Source organism: Brevibacillus sp. YAE8, from assembly GCF_057543335.1.
This window is the reverse complement of record NZ_BAAIYG010000081.1, coordinates 1-954: the sequence shown is the minus strand read 5'-3', so window position 1 is coordinate 954 and position 954 is coordinate 1. Positions and strand designations below refer to the sequence as shown.

Sequence of the window (954 nt, the reverse complement as noted above, 5' to 3'; positions counted from 1 at the left end):
ACCTACTTTTTCACTGCGCTCTACAAGCTTTTCTTCTTCAATGATTGAAATGTTAGCTAAAGCAGCTGCGCACGATACTGGATTTCCACCAAAAGTAGAACCATGTCCGGCTGTTGGCCATTTCTCATGCAGTTCTCGGCTTGCTACAATCGCTCCTAGTGGCATACCACCGGAAAGAGCTTTTGCTAAAACTAAAATATCTGGTGTGACTCCAGCATGTTCCGCGGCAAACATTTTTCCAGTGCGCCCGAATCCCGTTTGCACTTCATCAAAGATAAGCAGAATGCCATAATCATTCGCTATGTCTCTCAGTGCGCGTAAAAAGCTAGAAGGAGCAGGGTAATAGCCTCCTTCGCCCATGACTGGCTCAATAACAATCGCCGCTACGCGTGAAGGATCCACTCGCAGTTCAAACAGCTTTTGCAGTTGATTTAAGCAATATGCTTCCGCTTCTTCCTCGTCAATATTAGGAAGCTGACTTGGATACGGATAAGGCGCGTGATACACTTCTCCCAAAATCGGCTCGTAGTAGCTTCGGTACTTGGAGCTTGAAGCCGTAATAGCTGTAGCTCCGAGTGTACGGCCATGAAAAGAACCTTCAAAAGCGATAATCCCTGGTCTGCCAGTGGCCGCTTTTGCTAACTTAAGCGCTCCATCAATAGCTTCTGCGCCTGAGTTTGAAAAGAAAACCGTATCTAAGTTTCCTGGCGTAATTTGCGCAAGTTTTTCTGCCAAATTCACAGCTGTTTCGTAGTATCCGTAATTTAAACCGAGGTGAAGCAGCTGATCTGCTTGTTTTTTAATTGCTTCTACCATCTTTTCATGTGTATGACCTACTGCATTGACAGCTACTCCTGATACAAAATCAATATATTCCGTGCCATCAGCTGTCCAAAATTTCGCACCGTGCGCTTTTTCAATAACAAGCTCTGTTACTCTTGTCATCACGGGTGA

The 954-nt window shown here is 45.2% G+C and carries 1 protein-coding gene; it reads right to left on the bottom strand.

From position 1 onward, the window contains the following. On the bottom strand, positions 1-954 hold a 954-nt coding region (locus AC27IT_RS27690), incomplete at both ends, for an aminotransferase class III-fold pyridoxal phosphate-dependent enzyme (RefSeq protein ID WP_487092249.1).